Annotated in this window: 17 protein-coding genes; 2 read left to right on the forward strand and 15 right to left on the reverse strand. The window is 59.8% G+C overall.

Annotated features, from left to right (window positions below; all coding sequences use genetic code 11):
• Positions 1 to 85: 85 nt before the first annotated feature.
• Positions 86 to 931: a universal stress protein gene (locus AR456_RS00865; protein ID WP_021819167.1), complete on the reverse strand. Its 846-nt coding sequence runs from the start codon at positions 929 to 931 to the stop codon at positions 86 to 88.
• A gap of 160 nt (positions 932 to 1,091) precedes the next feature.
• Positions 1,092 to 1,922, reverse strand: a complete 831-nt coding sequence (gene thiD, locus AR456_RS00870) for a bifunctional hydroxymethylpyrimidine kinase/phosphomethylpyrimidine kinase (RefSeq protein ID WP_021819166.1) — start codon at positions 1,920 to 1,922, stop codon at positions 1,092 to 1,094.
• Positions 1,923 to 1,990: 68 nt separating this feature from the next.
• Between thiD and AR456_RS00875 the strand changes: the two genes are divergently transcribed.
• The gene (locus AR456_RS00875; protein ID WP_031207931.1) at positions 1,991 to 2,425 is read left to right on the forward strand and encodes a YqaA family protein; all 435 of its coding nucleotides are present in this window, start codon (positions 1,991 to 1,993) and stop codon (positions 2,423 to 2,425) included.
• Positions 2,426 to 2,479: 54 nt separating this feature from the next.
• On the opposite strand, the gene AR456_RS00880 is transcribed toward AR456_RS00875, so the two are convergent.
• The 6 genes from AR456_RS00880 to AR456_RS00905 all read right to left on the reverse strand — a co-directional run bounded on the left by AR456_RS00880 (position 2,480) and on the right by AR456_RS00905 (position 8,543).
• Entirely contained in the window at positions 2,480 to 3,592 is a 1,113-nt protein-coding gene (locus tag AR456_RS00880) for a TRAP transporter substrate-binding protein (RefSeq protein ID WP_021819164.1), read from the reverse strand.
• Between the two features lie 389 nt (positions 3,593 to 3,981).
• Complete coding sequence (locus AR456_RS00885; RefSeq protein ID WP_021819163.1) at positions 3,982 to 5,385, reverse strand: TRAP transporter large permease; 1,404 nt, start codon at positions 5,383 to 5,385, stop codon at positions 3,982 to 3,984.
• Positions 5,385 to 5,945 carry a TRAP transporter small permease subunit gene (locus AR456_RS00890; RefSeq protein WP_021819162.1) on the reverse strand — a complete coding sequence of 187 codons (561 nt, stop codon included), beginning with the start codon at positions 5,943 to 5,945 and terminating at the stop codon, positions 5,385 to 5,387. The genes AR456_RS00885 and AR456_RS00890 overlap by 1 nt, the downstream gene beginning before the upstream one ends.
• A gap of 283 nt (positions 5,946 to 6,228) precedes the next feature.
• Positions 6,229 to 7,041 (reverse strand): endonuclease/exonuclease/phosphatase family protein, encoded by an 813-nt coding sequence (locus tag AR456_RS00895; RefSeq protein ID WP_021819161.1) that lies wholly within the window; start codon positions 7,039 to 7,041, stop codon positions 6,229 to 6,231.
• 2 nt (positions 7,042 to 7,043) lie between these two features.
• Positions 7,044 to 7,691, reverse strand: a complete 648-nt coding sequence (locus AR456_RS00900) for a thiol:disulfide interchange protein DsbA/DsbL (RefSeq protein WP_021819160.1) — start codon at positions 7,689 to 7,691, stop codon at positions 7,044 to 7,046.
• Between the two features lie 231 nt (positions 7,692 to 7,922).
• A complete protein-coding gene (locus AR456_RS00905; RefSeq protein ID WP_021819159.1) occupies positions 7,923 to 8,543 on the reverse strand; it encodes a c-type cytochrome in 621 nt (206 codons plus the stop codon).
• 319 nt (positions 8,544 to 8,862) lie between these two features.
• Here AR456_RS00905 and yihA point away from each other — a divergent pair, with 319 nt between their 5' ends.
• Positions 8,863 to 9,477, forward strand: a complete 615-nt coding sequence (yihA, locus tag AR456_RS00910) for a ribosome biogenesis GTP-binding protein YihA/YsxC (RefSeq protein ID WP_021819158.1) — start codon at positions 8,863 to 8,865, stop codon at positions 9,475 to 9,477.
• A gap of 9 nt (positions 9,478 to 9,486) precedes the next feature.
• Here yihA and AR456_RS00915 read toward each other — a convergent pair whose 3' ends face one another.
• Genes AR456_RS00915 through argH form a run of 7 tightly spaced genes read right to left on the reverse strand, consistent with a single transcriptional unit; the run spans position 9,487 to position 15,653 of the window.
• Positions 9,487 to 10,233 carry an HAD family hydrolase gene (locus AR456_RS00915; RefSeq protein ID WP_021819157.1) on the reverse strand — a complete coding sequence of 249 codons (747 nt, stop codon included), beginning with the start codon at positions 10,231 to 10,233 and terminating at the stop codon, positions 9,487 to 9,489.
• A gap of 15 nt (positions 10,234 to 10,248) precedes the next feature.
• The gene (locus tag AR456_RS00920) at positions 10,249 to 11,181 is read right to left on the reverse strand and encodes a tyrosine recombinase XerC (protein WP_021819156.1); all 933 of its coding nucleotides are present in this window, start codon (positions 11,179 to 11,181) and stop codon (positions 10,249 to 10,251) included.
• Entirely contained in the window at positions 11,174 to 11,893 is a 720-nt protein-coding gene (locus tag AR456_RS00925; RefSeq protein WP_021819155.1) for a DUF484 family protein, read from the reverse strand. The genes AR456_RS00920 and AR456_RS00925 overlap by 8 nt, the downstream gene beginning before the upstream one ends.
• 34 nt (positions 11,894 to 11,927) lie before the next feature.
• A complete protein-coding gene (gene dapF / locus AR456_RS00930; RefSeq protein WP_021819154.1) occupies positions 11,928 to 12,761 on the reverse strand; it encodes a diaminopimelate epimerase in 834 nt (277 codons plus the stop codon).
• Entirely contained in the window at positions 12,761 to 14,029 is a 1,269-nt protein-coding gene (lysA, locus tag AR456_RS00935) for a diaminopimelate decarboxylase (protein ID WP_021819153.1), read from the reverse strand. Before lysA ends, dapF begins: the two co-directional genes overlap by 1 nt.
• 2 nt (positions 14,030 to 14,031) lie before the next feature.
• The gene (gene lptM / locus AR456_RS00940; protein WP_021819152.1) at positions 14,032 to 14,247 is read right to left on the reverse strand and encodes an LPS translocon maturation chaperone LptM; all 216 of its coding nucleotides are present in this window, start codon (positions 14,245 to 14,247) and stop codon (positions 14,032 to 14,034) included.
• Positions 14,247 to 15,653 carry an argininosuccinate lyase gene (gene argH / locus AR456_RS00945; RefSeq protein WP_021819151.1) on the reverse strand — a complete coding sequence of 469 codons (1,407 nt, stop codon included), beginning with the start codon at positions 15,651 to 15,653 and terminating at the stop codon, positions 14,247 to 14,249. Before argH ends, lptM begins: the two co-directional genes overlap by 1 nt.
• Between the last annotated feature and the right edge of the window lie 209 nt (positions 15,654 to 15,862).

Raw genomic sequence — 15,862 nt, forward strand, 5'->3', positions numbered from 1 at the left:
TGAGGACTCGGGTCAGTGCGACCCGACCTGGTCGAGTGAAGGCCTCTCGAATGAATAGAGTGCTGCGTAGACTGCCGTTCGCAAGCTACCAGGCGCGGCAAAGCATGATGTCACAATGCAGCTCGGCCAGCAGGTGACTGGTGATCTGGCTGTGTCGACCGGACTGACTGCGATTACCCAGTGCGAGCAGATCCGGCGGCTGACGGCGCAGATGGGCCATCAATACTTCCAGAGGTTCGCCCTGTTCCAGTACCAGCTCCAGCTCGGGGACCTGATTGAATTCAGCCATCAACTGATCGATATCCTTCTGCAGCTGATGGCGAAGATGTGAAACCTGGTGATCTCTCCAGTTGGCAAAGTCGCTGTCCGATCCCAGTTCACGCTCGCCGGGGATTGACCAGGCGTGCAGCAGTTCGAGGCGTGACTCGGGGAAGCGACTCAGCGCTTCGCGCAATGTACGTCGGCAGGCCAGCGAGAAATCCAGCGGCAGCAGGATGTCGTTCCATTCACTGGAAGGTGGCTGGCAAACGGTCAGCACCGGACAGGGAGCACTGCGTAGTACCCGTGCCAGGGTGGTACCACTTACCAGGTCTGGATGCCCGCGCTTGCGATGGGTGCCGAGGATGATCATGTCCGCTTCGCGTTCGTGGGATTCGCGAATGATTTCGGCGTAGGCAGCCCCCGTCACGACCTGGATCAAATGTGGAGGTTCCGGGAAGGCATAGTCCTCACGCAGGTCTGTCATCATCGTCTGGATATCGGCGACGACTGCCGTCTCGAGGTCGCGCAGCGCACGGCGTGGCAGGTAGGGGTCGAGAACATGCAGAATATCCAGACGTGCGCCTTGCTCGTTGGCCAGGCGAATGGCACGTCCGAAGGCCGCGCGATTCTCGGCGGAAAGATCACAGGCAAACAGCAGGGTGCGCGTCATGGCCCTGTCCTCACATCACCAGCGAATGGACCTTCAGCATGGGTGGCAGTCGCCGATATCGCAAGGACAATGCGGTGGGTGCTATGCCGCAGTGAGGGCAATGGAGCAGGAACCGATCCATACGAGAGCGATGTCATTCACGAACGATACCGCTCTTCGATTACCACCAGGCATGGAAGTGGTGGACTGGGCCACGCCCCTGACCAACTTGCAGACGCTGACTGGCATCCAGCGCGTCATGTAGCCAGCGCTTGGCACTGCTGATGGCTTGTACGATGTCTTCGTGACCGGCCCCGGGGGGTAGGTGGGCCAGTTGTGCAGTAATCGCCGATGACAGCGCGCAACCTGTGCCGTGTAGATTGTCGGTATCGATGCGTGGCGCCGGCAGCCAGTGGTCGCCCTCGGGAGTGGCCAGCAGGTCTGGACACTTGTCGCCCGCCAGATGGCCACCCTTGAGCAGAACATAGGACGCTGATAGGTCTTTGAGCGCTGGCAGCATGGCCTCCATGGCATCCGGTGTCGTCGGGGCTTCCCTGTCGAGCAGTACTGCGGCTTCGGGCAGGTTGGGGGTAATAACGTCCGCGAGAGGAACCAGCACATCACGCACTGCGCTGATACCAGCGGCATCGACCAGAATATCGCCGCTCTTGGCGACCATGACAGGGTCCAGCACGATCCAGCGCGGACGGCGAGCTTCCAGGGCGTCACGCAGCGTTTCGGCCACTTCGCGACTGGATACCATACCAATCTTCACCGCGTCGATACGGACATCGTCCAACAGATTATCGAGCTGTAGCCGAATCGTCGCCGCCGATACCGGATGCACCTCGCGTACCCCACAGGTGTTCTGGGCGATGACGGCGGTGATCACGTTGGTGGCGTAGGTGCCGAGTGCAGAGAGGGTCTTGATATCACCCTGTAGACCCGCTCCCCCTGAAGGGTCAGAGCCGGCGATGGTCAAGGTATGAGGCATGGAGGCGGATGCAGACATGAAGCGGGTCCGGAAAATGAATGAGACAATCAGGCGATATCGATAGCCACAGCATACAGGAGCTCGGCTTGTTGAGCCTATTCATCGTCGCCATGCTCAGCGCGACATTATTGCCGGGAGGCTCCGAAGCATGGCTGGCCACACTCTGGTGTCAGGGTGAACCACTGATCATGTTGTGGGTCGTCGCCACCGCCGGTAATACACTGGGAAGTTTGATAAATGTTGCGTTGGGGCGTTTTGCCCGACAATGGGTCGGACGGCGTTGGTTTCCTGCGACTGAGCGTGGCTTGCAACGTGCCGAACGTTGGTATCAGCGTGGCGGAGAAGCCACTCTGCTGCTGGCCTGGGTGCCGATACTGGGTGATCCGCTGACAGTGTTGGCAGGAATTGCGCGTCTACCCTGGTGGCGGGCCGCGGGTTGGATTGTACTCAGCAAGGGAGGTCGCTATGGCGTACTGCTGTGGGCCGCGGAACGCTGGTTGAGCCCGCACTGCCTTGGCTGAGCGGGCACATTGCTCGGTGGAAAACGGGGCCGCAAGCGGCCCCGCTGTTTTGCGTTACTCAGCGTTGGCGTTATCGAAGCTGACCTCGCCGTCCGGGTTGCGGGCGTTGTAGTATGCCTGCTCGGAAATCGCATGGTAGTTGGTGACTTTCTGCTGGAAGTCGCTGTAGGACTCGTAGATGCGCCCTGCCAACTCGCTGGAATCTGCCAGTTCCTGCACAACATCCGCCGAGATACGCTTGGCTTCGGCGAGGACATCATCCGGTAGTTTACGCAGTTGTACATCATGTTCGTTGATCAGTGTGGCCAGCGCATCATTGTTGCGGGCGGTGTACTCATCGAGCACGTCCTGGTTGACGTCACGTATGGCGCTGCGAAGAATCGCCTGCAGGTCAGCGGGTAGCTCGTTCCAGGCCTCATCGTTGACCATGGCTTCGAACATCACCGTTGGTTCGTGCCAGCCGGGGTAATAGTAATACTCCGCTGCCTGATGCAGGCCGAAGGCCAGGTCATTGTAGGGGCCGATCCATTCGGTGGCGTCGATCGCTCCTGATTGCAGGGACGTAAAGATTTCGCCGCCAGGCATGTTGACGATGGCGACGCCCATCTGACTCATCACCTCACCGCCGAGCCCCGGCATACGCATCTTCAGGCCCTGAAGGTCATCCACCGAGTTGATCTCGCGGTTGTACCAGCCGCCCATCTGCACGCCGGATGCCCCTGCGGCCATGACTTCCACACCAAATTCATCGTACAACTCGTTCCACAGCTCCAGGCCGCCACCATAGTGCAGCCAGGCATTCATTTCCTGAGCATTCATGCCGAAGGGAACGGCGGCAAAGAACTGAGCTGCTGGCGCCTTACCTTTCCAGTAGTAGGAAGCCGAATGGCCAATCTGGGCGGTTCCTTCCGAAACCGCATCGAATACCTCGAAACCTGGTACCAGCTGTCCGGCACCGAACACTTCGATGGTCAGGCGGCCATCGGACATTTCCTCGACCAGTTGCGCGAGGCGTTCCGGCCCCTGGCCAACCCCGGGAAAGTTCTTCGGCCAGGACGTTACCAGCTTCCATTCGTAGGTTTGCTGGGCCTGAGCCTGTGTTGCTACCAGCAGGGCTGCGGTGGTAGCCGTCAGCGCGACAACACGAATGAGTGACGTGTGATGCATTTGTATCCCCTTGGTATTTTTGAACGGTTATTCTTGAACGGTTATTGTTGAACCGCTGTTGTGGAGTGTTGTTGTGGGTCGTTCATGTGAGCTGCTTGAGAGAGTTCCTTGCACGAAGGGCGTACTGGCAGTGTCTTCACTCTGCGATGCTGGCTCGTGTCGGGTTGACGGAACGCCGCTCTGGACACTATAGACGCCCGCGCGTGAGTGTCGATGCCAGGCTCTCCACGCTGATACCAACGGCAGCATCAGTATGTGATCTGAGGCGAAGCATGCAGAAAAGTGGGGCTGAGGCTGGGGCTGGGGCTGGGGCTGGGGCTGGGGCAGGGAAAGGGGGAGAATGGAACTACGGAAGGGCCAGCGGGCAGTGCGCCCGCTGGCATGCAGTGTCAGAACTGGGATGGCAGCCAGGTGGCCAATTGCGGGAAGAAGGCCAGTGCCAGCAGCATACAGAGCTGCAATACAATAAAGGGAATGACGCCGCGATAGATCGCTGAAGTCGGCACGGAGTCCGGCGCCACACCGCGTAGATAGAAGAGCGCGAAGCCGAAGGGCGGTGTCAGGAAGGAAGTCTGCAGGTTGATGGCAATCATGATACCCAGCCAGATCGGATCGAGTCCCATGGCCAGCAGAATCGGGCCGACAATCGGCACCACCACAAAGGTGATCTCGATAAAGTCGAGAATGAAGCCAAGTAGAAAGATCACCAGCATGACAATGATGGTCGCGCCGATCACGCCACCTGGCATGCTATCGAACAAATGAGTGACCAGTTCCTCACCGCCGTAGGCACGGAACACCAGCGAGAACAACGCCGCACCGATCAGGATCAGGAACACCATGGTGGTGACATTGGTGGTCGAGCGAAGTACTTCCTTGAGCGTCGCCATGTCCAGCCGACGGTAGGCTAGAGCCAGCACCAGCGCACCGAAAGCACCGACAGCGGAAGCCTCGGTGGGAGTGGCGAATCCGCCGAGGATCGAGCCCAGTACGGCGACGATCAACACAATGGGGGGTACCAGGCCCTTGAGCAGCAATAGACCCAGGCCGCTATTGTGGCCCATCTCAGCCATCAGCTCATCGCGGTCAACTGCAGGGGCGGCGCTGGGCTTGAACATCGCCACCAGGCCGACATAGAGGATATAGACGGCGACCAGCAGCAGGCCGGGCACCAACGCGCCCATGAACAGATCGCCAACCGAGACCGTCTTGGGGCTGAAGATTCCCATCTCGAGCTGTGCCTGCTGGTAGGCAGATGACAGCACATCACCGAGCAGCACCAGCGCGATCGATGGAGGAATGATCTGTCCCAGGGTACCGGTGGCACAGATGGTGCCGGTAGCCAGCGATGGGCTATAGCCACGCTTGAGCATGGTCGGTAGCGACATGAGGCCCATGGTGACCACCGTGGCGCCGACAATACCAGTGGAAGCGGCGAGCATCATGCCGACCAGCGTCACCGAGATCCCCAGACCGCCACGTAACGAACCGAACAGCAGAGCCATGGCATCAAGCAGGGTCTCGGCAACTCGCGACTTCTCCAACAGAACCCCCATCAACACGAACAGGGGTACCGCCAATAAGGTGGTGTTGCTCATGATGCCGTAGAGGCGATTGGGGAAGGCGTTGAGGTAGCTACCGTCAAAGTTGGCGTCGATACCGATCGACTCCAGTCCATAGCCAAGGCCGGCGAAGGCCAGAGCGGTGCCGGCCAGCGACAGCGCCACCGGGTAGCCGAACATCAATACCGCACAGATGACACCGAACAGCACCAGAGGCATGTACTCAAGCATTACAGGTGCTCCTCGTTGGCGTCGTCAGGCTGCGCATCAGGATCGAGTCTGCCGGTGAGGATCAGGCCCTTGCGATAGATTTCCACTAGCCCCTGCACAATCATCAACAGGGCAAACAGCGGGATCAGAGTCTTGAGTAGAAACACGCCAGGGATGCCTCCGGCATCCGGCGAGCCTTCGAGAATCCGCCAGGACTTGCCAACGTAGCCGAGGCTGGTCGCGATCACGAAGATCATGACCGGCAGCAGCAGGAACAGGGTACCGAGCAGATCAACCAGTGCCTTGCCGCGTGCCGACATGCCGCGGTAGAAGATATCCACACGCACATGGCCGTCGTGGCGCAGTGTATAAGCGGCAGCCAGCATGAAGACAGCAGCATGCATGTACATCACCGATTCCTGCATTGCGATGCTGTTGACGCTGAAGGCATAGCGCAGCACCACAATCAGAAACTGAATCACCATCATTGCCAGGATCAGCCAGGCAAGTGATTTACCGAGATATTCGGAGCAGCGGTCAAGGGCGGCTATGGGGGGCGGTAGGCCATGGGAGTTGGGCATGGGAGGGCTTCCAGTCTAGCTCTGGTTATTGTCGAGCGTCTTCACCGAGGGAAACACACATCGCCTCATGAGCATTTCAGGCGCATTTCCCCGAGGCGTGGGGGTGAAGGCTTGTGCTGACTATACGTGAAGCCCGATACAACTGTCATTGTACTGCCACCAACGGGCGAGCGAAGTAGACCGTCTCGCAGGTCTTGTATGTCTCTGAGCCATCAGGTGTCCTTGGGCAAGCGTTTCGGCACTCCAGCGCGCCGATATCATGCCAACTGGAGCAACCTTTCTGTCAGGCGGCGGCTACGGCCATCGCCTGGCGGCAGGCATTTGGCAGTTGGATATCGATAGCCACCGGCAGATGGTCGGAGAACAGGTGGTCAAGGACTTCGACTTCGTCGGCGTGCAATGACGATGACAGCAGAATATGGTCCAGTGCCCGTCGTGGTCGCCAGGAGGGGTAACTGGGCACGGGGGCTACGGGGTGCAGCGGCAGGGCATCACAGAAGCGCCCGTGTGACTGGAGGCGATCAGGCGTGCAGTTGAGGTCACCCATCACCACGACGTGACGTAGAGGCGAGACCAGTTCGCTGAGGTAATCCAACTGGCGTCGCTGGGTGCGTTGTCCCAATGACAGGTGTGCCACTATCAGATGCAGTGCATCCGGGCCATTGCCGAAGCGGGCATGAATGGCACCGCGACCAGGTAACGTGCCGGGGAGGCTATGCTCTTCAATCTGGCAGGGGCGTAATCGCGACAACAGTCCATTGCTGTGCTGTCCGAGGCGTCCCAGGTTACGGTTGAGCTGCTGATAGTGATGAGGAAAGCCGCCGGCTTCCGCCAGGTAATGCACTTGATTGACCTGACTGGAGCGAAAACTACCGCCATCGACTTCCTGCAGGCCCACTACGTCAAAGCGTGACAGAACCTCGGCGATCAAGCCGAGGCGTTGTTGCCGCTCAGGAGTTGGCAGAAAATGTTGCCAGCTGCGCGTCACATAGTGGTGGTAGGCCGATGTCTGGATTCCCACCTGCAGGTTGAAGGTCAAGAGCTTCAGATGCTCTCGACCGGGGGCCGGGAAACGTGCATCGGCCAGAGAAGACATGTCTACTCAGCCTCTGCCTGGCCTGCTCGTTCCTCGCGGACCTTTTCGACCAGGCGCGAGGCGACCTTTGGCATGTTCTCGAGGCTGCCGGCCGAGCTCGGCGAGACGATATAGCGTCCATCAACGACCAGTGCCGGCACGCCCATCAGCTGCAGGTTACGAGTAGTAGCTTGAGAGCGATTGATCTGTGATTTGACGCCAAAGCTGTTCAGCGCGCTCAGTGCATCTTCCTCACTGACGTCGTAATCGGAGAAGAAGTCCGCGATATCGGCCAGGTCGCTGAAGCGACGACCGTCTTGATGCATGGCATCGAAGAAGTCCTCATGCGTCTTGTCGATGATGCCCAGCTCTTCGGCGGCGAAGTAGGCCTGGGCATGAGAACGCCAGCTGTCACCCATGATGGCCGGAAGACGCTCGAACTCCACGTCCTCGGGAAGGTCGGCAACCCAATTGTTGAGCGGATCTTCCAGGGCATAGCAGTGCGGACATCCGTACCAGAAGACCTCGGTCACATTGATCTTGCTGTCATCCGAGCCCAGGTGCACCTCGTTGGGGGCCAGGGTGTAGCCTTCTTCCTCGGCAGCAGTGGCGGTGATTGCGGCTGTGGACAGGCTAAGCCCCACCAATCCAACCATCAATGACTTCAGCATGCTTTGCTATCTCCTTGAGACTGTTTTCCGCGGAGGTCCGTTGGACACCCGCCAGTGCGAACGCTGTTTTGAGTCTATAACGCGTAAGGGGTTCCCTGCAGTATCTGTCGCGCTGATCGTGAATTCCTTGCTTGCGCGTATATAGAGTTGCTGGCTGTGTATATAGCGAGGCAGCCAGAGGGCCGCCTCACAGGCTATGAATGACTGGGTTGGCACAGTCGCTTGTCAGGCTTAATGCAGCCCCTGCACATAATTACCCACTGCTTCCATGTCCTCGTCACTCATCCGCGAGGCAATATCGGACATCATGCCATTGAGATCATTGCTGCGATCTCCCGCAGCGAAAGCCTGCAGGGATGTGACGATATATTCAGCATGTTGTCCGGAAAGTGCCGGATAGCCTGCCGAGCCGATACCGCCGCCATTCGGTGAGTGGCAAGCCGAACAGGCAGGAACACCCTTGGCCAGGTCGCCGGCGCGGTAGAGCTCCTTTCCGCGCTCGAGCAACTGCTGGTCGGGATCTGCCTGGCCGACAACGGGTTCCTGACTGGCGAACCAGGCCGCGACATTCCAGGCGTCCTGGTCCGTATAGTCGTCCAGTTGCCCGACCATTTGTGGTACTGCTCGATCACCATCACGAATATCGATGATCTGTCTGGCCAGGTAAGGGGCATGTTGGCCGGCGAGGTTGGGGAAAATGGGGCCGATGCCAACGCCGGTCGGGCCATGACAGGCGGCGCAGGCCTGCGCCTTCTCCTTGCCTGCAGCGGCATCTGCGTCACTCTGCATGTCAGCGTGCACGGTACCGACGGCACCGAGGGTAATTGCCAGGCTTGCCAGTAACTGTCTCATCGCTAGATCACTTATGCCGTTATGTTGTTCAGGATGGGCCCCGGTCGGTTTGCGGCACTATGGTCGCCGGGCTCTGGCAGGCCATTTTCAGGCCTGTCGCTGGTGGCATCGGCACGGTGTTATGATAGAGATGAGGAAACGCCGATCAGCTGTAATGCGTGAGGGGTCTGCCATGAACCTTTCGCAAGGAACCCTTTCGCAAGAGCAGCACTCCTCAATCCAGATGCCACACAGCTCTAACTATAACCAATCACCCCCAGGGCGGAAATGTCGCTCTGACTCCCTTACCATTGTTCACTGTCAGGAACCGCACCGCCTCATGCCGCTAAAGTACGCTTCGGCCCGTTTTCTTACCAGCGCTCCCACCTTGGCCAGCTGCCCTGCCGACAGCGGTGCCGAGGTTGCTTTTGCCGGTCGTTCCAACGCCGGGAAGTCCAGCGCAATCAATGTCATCACTCAGCAGAAGGCGCTGGCGCGCACGTCTCGTACACCGGGGCGCACTCAACTGATCAACTTCTTTTCGGTTGGCGACGATAGCCAGTGCCGGCTGGTGGATCTGCCCGGTTACGGCTATGCCAAGGTGCCGGAAAAGGTCAAATTGGAGTGGCAGCGCCACCTCGCCGAGTACCTACAGCAGCGTGCTTCGATCAAGGGGCTGGTGCTGGTGATGGATGTCCGCCACCCGTTGACCGAGTTTGATCTGACGCTGCTGGATGTCGCTGATGAGCGTAGCCTTCCGGTGCATATCCTGCTCACCAAGGCCGACAAGCTGAAGAATGGGCCAGCAAGAAACGCGCTCAACCAGGTCCGCACGCGCCTACGTGAATGGGAAGACCTGGTGACGATCCAACTGTTCTCTGCGCTCAAGCGCCAGGGGGTCGAAGATGCCCATCGACGCCTGGACGAGTGGTTGGATCAGCCCGACGAGGCATGATGTTCTCGTTCACTGTGGCTTGGTGCGGCTTGGTGCGGCCTGGTGCGACAGGAACGACTCCAGCTCCCGTACATTGGTCAGTCGCGTGACGCCGCTCGGCAAGTTGCCGGTTTGTGCCTCGGGAGGGGCGATCCACACGGCTCGCATGCCCAGGCGTAACGCTGGCAGAACATCTTCCTGCCATGAGTCGCCAATATGCAGAGCCTCGGACGGACTGGCACCGAAGCGTGCCAGCATGGCAAGAAACGCCCGTGGATCAGGCTTGGGTGCGAATATCTCGCCCGCGGCGATACTGTGTTCGAAAAGACGTGACAGCGGCAGTTGGTGGAAAGCCACATTGCCATTGGTGATGGTGCCGAGGCGGTAGCGCTGGCCGAGCCGCTCCAGCATCGCGTCGACTCCCTCGAAAGGGGTGAGCTGGATGCGTAGGGTGTGGAAGTGTGCCATGGCCAGCGCTGCCCAAAGTTGTGCAGCTGCGTGATTGACGCCACTTTCCTTGAGTAGAGCAATCAGAGTACGTTCACGCAGCCAACTGAAGTCACCGCGTCGGGCCCATTGCTGGAGGCCCAGCGCGATACGGCGTTGACGGTACTCGTCGAGCTGAATGGCGGGGGTTGGTGTCTCGCCACGCGAGCGTTGCCATTCAGCGAGGGTTGCCACCAACCAGTCGAAGTGACCGTGTTCGGTACGTTCCATCACCCCGGCGTTATCCCACAGGGTGTCGTCAAGATCGAAGGTCAACACCCTCAATGTCATGGTATCTGTCCTGGATCAAGAGGTTGATTCCGGCTCCGTATCGGCGGTATCTCCGCGTCCTGTACGTCGCCGGGCTCGTGGATGAGCCTGGTCATAACTCTGTGCCAGCTGCTGCCAGTCGAGGCGGGTGTAGACCTGAGTCGTCGATAGATTGGCATGGCCGAGCAGCTCCTGCACGGCACGCAAGTCCTGGCTGGACTCCAGCAGGTGGCTGGCAAAGGAATGACGTAGACGGTGAGGATGCAGATGTTCAGGAAGGCCGCGTCGGCGCGCCTGGGTAACAAGGCGTTGCTGGATGGCTCGATGACCGAGACGCCGTCCTTGTTGGCTGACAAACAGCGCCTTTTCATCATCTGCAACGAAAGTACTGCGGATGCCCAGCCAGCACTTGAGTGCTTCGCGAGCGCGTTTTCCTACAGGTACCTGGCGAGGCCTGGAGCCTTTACCGATGACTCGCACACGCTGTTCCTGCAAATCGCCGAGATCCAATGACGCCAGCTCAGCAAGACGCAAACCACTGGAGTAAAGCAGTTCAAGCATGGCCTGATCGCGCACCGATAGTGGTGATCCGTCATGGGGAGTGTCGAGAAACTGCGCCAGCTGGTCGACATCCAGTGGTTTGGGCAGATCTTTCGGTGTCTTCGGTCCTCGGTTGAGCGTCACTGGGTTATGAGTGAGGAGGCCTCGTTCCACCAGAAATTCACTGAACCGTGACAGCGCGGCACGCCTGCGTTGCAGGCTACGCGAGGCAAGGCCTCTGGCGCGTTCAGCACCGAGAAAGTTGCGGATGGCTTTGCTGTCGAGGCCTTCCACCTGATCGGCACCACGGGATTGCTGGTGCTCGATCAGTGACGTCAGGTCGCGGCGATAGGCGTCGAGCGTTGCCGGGCTGGCAGTCTGGCCCAGCTCGGTGAGGAAGCCCTCGACTTCGCTGACCAGCTTAGTCATGGCCCCGTTCGCCGAGTCGTAACGACAGGCGTACCAGGATATCGGCCAGATACTCGGTAAATAGTGTGTCCATGCTGGCGCGGAAGTAATCCGGGTCCTGGCTGGCGAGAATCAGATAGCCTTGAGGTTCGCCGAGCGTCAGGCGGGCAATGGTGCAGGAGCCGGATTTTGCTGGTGCCTTGATATGCGGAATCAGGCGCTTCCAGTCGGTGGGCGTCAGTTTGGTACAGCGGCTGGCGCGGCCATCGAGTAGTGCAGCGAGGCGCTGCCCGGTGTGTTCGTCGAGTACATGGCGAGGCGCCTGGGGCGGTTGCAGGTCGCGATCGGTCAGGCTGGAAGGGCACCATAATGCGACCGCCGGGGTCTGGAAGCGTTCACTCAATTGAGTGGCCAATGCTTGCCCAAGCGCATCGTTGTCCTCGGCCTCGAGCAGGGCCAGCACCAGTTCTCGAGTACGTCGGTACTGGGCTTCATTATGGCGTGCCGACTCGAGCAATTGTTCCAGTCGCCATTCTGCACCCTCGGCTCTGCGTCGCAGGTCATGGACCAGACGCTCGAGCAGGGATGTTGCCCCCTGGGTGTCGGGATGGGGAACCTTCAGTTGTTGCAACAGCCCCTCTCGACCCACGAAGAAGTCCGGGTGGCGGGCGAGCCATTCGGCGACGCGGTCTGGATCCAGTGTCTTGCGAGGTTCATGGGCAGGTTGCGACATGCGCGTCTCCCTTGCGTACTTTTATATTATCGATCTAGCGCAACGCTATGCGTCCATCATAGACACGCTCTGCTGGCCCAGTCATGATCAGGTGGCTCTCGCCTCCCGCCCAGTCAATCTGCAGACTACCGCCAGGTAGGTGCACCTTGACCGGGCTGCTCAGCAGGCCGCGGCGAATACCACATGCCACCGCTGCACAGGCACCAGTACCACAAGCCAGCGTCTCTCCGGTGCCCCGCTCGTAGACGCGCAGATGGATTTCCCCGGAGGAGACCAGCTGCATGAAGCCGACATTCACCCGCCTGGGAAAGCGCGGATGGGCCTCTATAGCTGGGCCAAGATGCTCTACTGGCGCGTCATCGGTATTGTCGACGATCAGTACCGCATGAGGGTTACCCATGGAAGCGACACTGATCTCGACACTTTTGCCATCCACATCCAGCCGGTGCGTCAGCAGGTCCTCATCTGCGTCGAAAGGTAATGCCTGCGGTGCAAAGCGTGGCGCACCCATATCGACACTGACCTGATTATCGTCCTGCACGTCCAGGACCAGCGGACCTCCCGCCGTCTCGACCCTGATCTGACGCTTGTGGGTCAGCCGCTTATCGAGCACGAAGCGGGCAAAGCAGCGTGCCCCATTACCGCAGTTTTCCACCTCGCTACCATCAGCATTATAGATGCGGTAGCGGAAGTCCATGTCCGGATCTCGCGGCGGTTCCACGACCAGCAACTGGTCAAACCCGATGCCGAAGCGGCGATCCGCCAGACGGCGGATCTCCTCGTTCTCCAGGCGTGCACGCTGAGTGACCAGATCAACGACCATGAAGTCGTTGCCGAGCCCGTGCATCTTGGTGAAATGCAACAGCATTACTGCGGCTCCCCCAGCAGGGTTTCGCCGGCCCAGAGGTCACTGATCTGCTCACGGTGACGCACAACCTGGAAGCGTTCACCATCGACCATGACTTCGGCCGGTCGTGGGCGACTGTTGTAGTTGGAAGCCATCACGAAGCCATAGGCTCCCGCCGAGCGTACCGCCAGCAGATCGCCCGGCGCGATGGCCAGTTCGCGATCCTTGCCGAGGAAGTCGCCGGTTTCGCATACCGGGCCGACCACGTCATAGACAGCGGGCTCGCGCGAGGCCTGGGTATCCACGCGAATGATCGCCTGCCAGGCCTGGTAGAGGGCCGGGCGGATCAGGTCGTTCATCGCCGCATCGACGATCGCGAAGTTCTTTGTCTCGCCGGGCTTGAGAAACTCGACACGGGTTAACATCACGCCGGCATTGGCGGCAATCGAGCGCCCCGGCTCGAACAATAGTGTCAGCTTGTCGCCACCGGGCCACTGTGCCAGGCGTTCGAGCAACTTCGACGCGTAGACGAACGGTGCCGGAGGAGTCTCGTCACGATAGGGCACGCCAAGACCACCACCGAGATCAAGGTGCTCGATCTCGATACCCCTGTCACGCAGGCGGTCAAGCAGCAGCAGCAGCCGCTCCAGAGCATCGAGGAAGGGAGCTACTTCAGTCAGTTGCGAACCGATATGGCAATCGAGGCCGGAAATCTTGAGGTGGGGCAACGCCGCGGCTTGCTGGTAGACCTCGAAAGCATCATCGACTGGAATGCCGAACTTGTTGTCCTTGAGCCCGGTGGAAATGTACGGGTGAGTTCCGGCGTCGACGTCCGGGTTGACGCGTAGCGATACCGGAGCCACCACACCGAGACGTTCGGCTACCGCATTGAGGCGCTCCAGCTCAGGCCGAGATTCGACGTTGAAGCACTTGATACCCAGCTCCAGGGCACGGGCCATCTCGTGTTCCTGCTTGGCCACGCCTGAAAACACCACGCGTGACGGATCACCGCCGGCGGCCATCACGCGCTCGAGCTCGCCGATTGAAACGATATCGAAGCCGGCACCCAGGCGAGCCAATACGTTGAGTACCGCCAGGTTGCTGTTGGCCTTGACCGCATAGCAGATCAGGTGGGGGTGGTTCTCCAGTGCCTGCTCATAGGCATTGAAGTGGCGCTCCAGAGTGGCTCGTGAGTAGACGTAGCATGGCGTGCCGACCTGTTCGGCAATATCCGTTAGTGCGGCCTGCTCGGCATAGAGCTGGCCATCGCGATATTCAAAATGATCCATGCTCAGTTCTCGTCTGCCGGTATAGTGCTGTCCGCTGACGCATCACTGGACTCGTCCTCGGGCTGCTGCTCTTCATCCTGCTGGGCTTCCTCCCGCGGGCCATAGCGCTCAGCGGCCTCTTCATCGCTGGGTAGGTACAGCGGGCCTTTCTGGCCGCATCCAGCCACAACGAAGCTCAACAGCAGCAACATCACGCTGCTCGTCAGTGTCCGGATCATCACTGGCCTCCTGCCTGCAGAGCCTTGAGTGCATCGCGAGCGCGCTGTGCGGCAGCTCGTACCTGGTCTGGTGCGGTGCCACCGATGTGATTGCGCGCCGCAACAGAACCTTCGAGTGTCAGCACCTCGAAGACGTCTTCGTCGATGATGTCGGAGAATTGCTGGAGCTCGGCCAGCGTCATGTCGGACAGGTCCTTGTGCTGCTCGATGCCGAAGGCCACTGACTGGCCGACGATCTCGTGAGCATCGCGGAACGCCACGCCCTTGCGCACCAGGTAATCGGCGAGGTCGGTCGCGGTGGAGAAGCCACCCCGAGCGGCTTCACGCATGGACTCGGTTTTTGATTCGATGGCCGGCACCATATCGGCGAAGGCACGTAGACAGCCCATCACTGTGTCGAAGGTGTCGAACAGCGGTTCCTTGTCTTCCTGGTTGTCCTTGTTGTAGGCCAGCGGCTGCGACTTCATCAGCGTCAGCAGGCCGATCAGGTGACCATAGACACGGCCGCTCTTGCCGCGCACCAGCTCGGGAACATCGGGGTTCTTCTTCTGCGGCATGATCGAGGAACCGGTGCAGAAGCGGTCCGGAAGATTGATGAAGTTGAACTGTGTGCTGGTCCACAGCACCAGTTCTTCGCTCATGCGTGACAAGTGCATAAGCAGCAAGCTGGCAAAGGCGGTGAATTCGATGCTGAAGTCACGGTCGCTGACCGCATCGAGGCTGTTCTCCGCCGGGCGATCGAAACCAAGCAGCTGTGCGGTCAGGTGGCGGTCGATGGGGTAGGTGGTACCTGCCAGAGCAGCAGCGCCCAGCGGCAGTACATTGGCGCGCTTGCGGCAGTCGAGCAGACGCTCATGGTCACGGGCGAGCATTTCGTGCCATGCCAGCAGGTGATGACCGAAGGTTACCGGCTGTGCAGTCTGCAGGTGTGTGAAGCCGGGCATGATGGTATCGGCCTCGCGTTCGGCCAGCTCGATCAGGCCGCTGCGCAGACGAGCCAGTTCCTCGGCGACGAGATCGATGGCCTCGCGCATGTAGAGGCGAATATCGGTGGCGACCTGATCATTGCGCGAACGACCGGTATGCAGCTTCTTACCGGTAATGCCGATCTTGGCGGTGAGGCGTGCCTCGATATTCATGTGCACGTCTTCCAGTTCAACCGACCACTCGAACTCGCCAGCGGCGATTTCCTGCTCGATTTCCGTCAGCCCGTTGATGATCGCGTCACGTTCCTCGTCACTGAGCACGCCAACCTGTGCCAGCATGGTGGCATGTGCAATCGAGCCCTGGATGTCGTGGCGGGCCATTCGCTGGTCGAAATCCACGGAAGCGGTAAAGCGGGCGACAAAAGCGTCGGTGGGCTCGCTGAAGCGGCCGCCCCAGGACTGATTGGTACTGTGACTCATTGGACTGGGTTCCTGCATGACGAAAGTGAGCGATGCGCCGATCTTGTCGGTGCTGTGAATCACCGCTATGGCGGTGTCGTGCAGCCGAGTTGTGATTGGCGCCGGACCATGTCCGAAGTGTACCAGAGTCGACACGTCAGGCGAGGACTACCGGCTCTGGTCGGGACGATGTGATGACCTTGTCGGAAGTGCGTGACAACGACTGTGGC

Origin of the sequence: Halomonas huangheensis (assembly GCF_001431725.1) — a bacterium.
Lineage (GTDB): Bacteria > Pseudomonadota > Gammaproteobacteria > Pseudomonadales > Halomonadaceae > Halomonas > Halomonas huangheensis.

Excerpts from the sequence above, each read along its gene's own strand:
- lysA (WP_021819153.1), bottom strand. The coding sequence starts at position 14,029 with ATGGATCATTTTGAATATCGCGATGGCCAGCTCTATGCCGAGCAGGCC.
- argH (WP_021819151.1), bottom strand. The coding sequence starts at position 15,653 with ATGAGTCACAGTACCAATCAGTCCTGGGGCGGCCGCTTCAGCGAGCCC.
- dapF (WP_021819154.1), bottom strand. The coding sequence starts at position 12,761 with ATGCTGTTGCATTTCACCAAGATGCACGGGCTCGGCAACGACTTCATG.
- AR456_RS00880 (WP_021819164.1), bottom strand. The coding sequence starts at position 3,592 with ATGCATCACACGTCACTCATTCGTGTTGTCGCGCTGACGGCTACCACC.
- AR456_RS00885 (WP_021819163.1), bottom strand. The coding sequence starts at position 5,385 with ATGCTTGAGTACATGCCTCTGGTGCTGTTCGGTGTCATCTGTGCGGTA.
- lptM (WP_021819152.1), bottom strand. The coding sequence starts at position 14,247 with ATGATCCGGACACTGACGAGCAGCGTGATGTTGCTGCTGTTGAGCTTC.
- AR456_RS00895 (WP_021819161.1), bottom strand. The coding sequence starts at position 7,041 with ATGTCTTCTCTGGCCGATGCACGTTTCCCGGCCCCCGGTCGAGAGCAT.
- AR456_RS00890 (WP_021819162.1), bottom strand. The coding sequence starts at position 5,945 with ATGCCCAACTCCCATGGCCTACCGCCCCCCATAGCCGCCCTTGACCGC.
- AR456_RS00920 (WP_021819156.1), bottom strand. The coding sequence starts at position 11,181 with ATGACTAAGCTGGTCAGCGAAGTCGAGGGCTTCCTCACCGAGCTGGGC.
- AR456_RS00915 (WP_021819157.1), bottom strand. The coding sequence starts at position 10,233 with ATGACATTGAGGGTGTTGACCTTCGATCTTGACGACACCCTGTGGGAT.
- thiD (WP_021819166.1), bottom strand. The coding sequence starts at position 1,922 with ATGTCTGCATCCGCCTCCATGCCTCATACCTTGACCATCGCCGGCTCT.
- AR456_RS00925 (WP_021819155.1), bottom strand. The coding sequence starts at position 11,893 with ATGTCGCAACCTGCCCATGAACCTCGCAAGACACTGGATCCAGACCGC.
- AR456_RS00900 (WP_021819160.1), bottom strand. The coding sequence starts at position 7,691 with ATGCTGAAGTCATTGATGGTTGGATTGGTGGGGCTTAGCCTGTCCACA.
- yihA (WP_021819158.1), top strand. The coding sequence starts at position 8,863 with ATGCCGCTAAAGTACGCTTCGGCCCGTTTTCTTACCAGCGCTCCCACC.
- AR456_RS00905 (WP_021819159.1), bottom strand. The coding sequence starts at position 8,543 with ATGAGACAGTTACTGGCAAGCCTGGCAATTACCCTCGGTGCCGTCGGT.
- AR456_RS00865 (WP_021819167.1), bottom strand. The coding sequence starts at position 931 with ATGACGCGCACCCTGCTGTTTGCCTGTGATCTTTCCGCCGAGAATCGC.